The following is a 1,250-nucleotide window of genomic DNA, read 5'->3' on the forward strand; positions in this document are numbered from 1 at the left end:
ACTCCATGTCCAAAAACCCTATGGACATAACAGATGCCGACTAAGTTAAGCGAAAAGCTAAAGGGCGCTCACTGTGTGAGCGCCCTGTGGAGCATAGGGGAATCGAACCCCTGACCTTTGCATTGCGAACGCAACGCTCTACCAACTGAGCTAATGCCCCAATACCTGTAGAGCGTACTCCTCTCGGTAAAAGCAACGAAATCACCCCTATTACGGGCCTAGCGAAACCTCAGGAGTTAACTTCTTTCACTCTAGTTGCGTGTCACTAGGGATAATCCACCTTCACCGGACAGACAATAAAGCGTCTTAAGAAAGTCTGTGGAAGGTTGTCATGCGCCGAAAAAGTGTTCTTGTCCGCTCCCTCATCGCCCTTGCAGCAGCCACGGCCCTGCCTGGCGCCGCTGCTGCCGTGGAGCTTCCCCAGCCGGTGATTCAACAGCCGACGTTGCCACAGCTCCCCGACGTCCAGAAGGACATCCAACAACTAGAGCACGACGCCTACGATGCTCTTCCCAAGGAGCTTCAAAATAGTCCTGTCTTTGCCGGCTCCTCGCGGCCGGCTGCGAAGCCCGCGCCGACCGGCAAACAGCAGTCGCAGTCGGTTGCTGATGCCACCTGCTCCAACTGCGTGGCCATCACCTATGACGATGGCCCCGGCGAGTTGACCGCTCAGCTCCTCGACACCCTGAAGGCCAAGGACGCCCACGCCAGCTTCATGGTCTTGGCTCCCAGTGCCACCGCGCACCCGGATCTGCTGCGCCGTATGAAGGCTGAGGGCCACACCGTGGGAAACCACACCGCATCCCACCGCGAGCTCAACAAGCTCTCCCCCAGCGACGTGGACGGCGAGATCAAGGCCGGGGCCGCGGCAATCAAGGCAGCAACGGGTGAGAACCCGCGGTGGATGCGTCCCCCGTACGGTGCCACCAACGGCACCGTGGACGCCGCTGCGAAGGCTAATGGCCAGGCACAGGCCCTGTGGTCCGTCGACACCGTGGATTGGAAGGACCGCAATTCCGAGCACGTCTGTGAGGCCGCAGTCAGCGGGGCGCAGCCCGGCTCCATCGTCCTCATGCACGACATTCACGCCACAACCGTAGGGGCCGCAGACTGCGTCATCGACGGACTGCGCGCGAAGGGCCTCGAGCCAGTCAGCCTCGACCGCCTCATCCCCAATCCCGAGCCCGGCAGGCAGTACTTCAGGCGATAGTGCACGAATGTTATGTCCATAGGGTTTTTGGACATGGAGT

General features: G+C 60.3%; 1 protein-coding gene and 1 tRNA gene. One reads left to right on the forward strand and one right to left on the reverse strand.

Annotated features, from left to right (window positions below):
• Window positions 1–87: 87 nt before the first annotated feature.
• Window positions 88–160 (reverse strand) — tRNA-Ala (locus HMPREF2822_RS07275).
• A gap of 171 nt (window positions 161–331) precedes the next feature.
• Between HMPREF2822_RS07275 and HMPREF2822_RS07280 the strand changes: the two genes are divergently transcribed.
• On the forward strand, window positions 332–1,210 hold the full coding sequence (locus tag HMPREF2822_RS07280) for a polysaccharide deacetylase family protein (protein ID WP_070523025.1): 879 nt from the start codon (window positions 332–334) through the stop codon (window positions 1,208–1,210).
• The last annotated feature ends 40 nt before the right edge of the window (window positions 1,211–1,250 follow it).

Source organism: Corynebacterium sp. HMSC062E11 (assembly GCF_001811845.1).
Classification (GTDB): domain Bacteria; phylum Actinomycetota; class Actinomycetes; order Mycobacteriales; family Mycobacteriaceae; genus Corynebacterium; species Corynebacterium hesseae.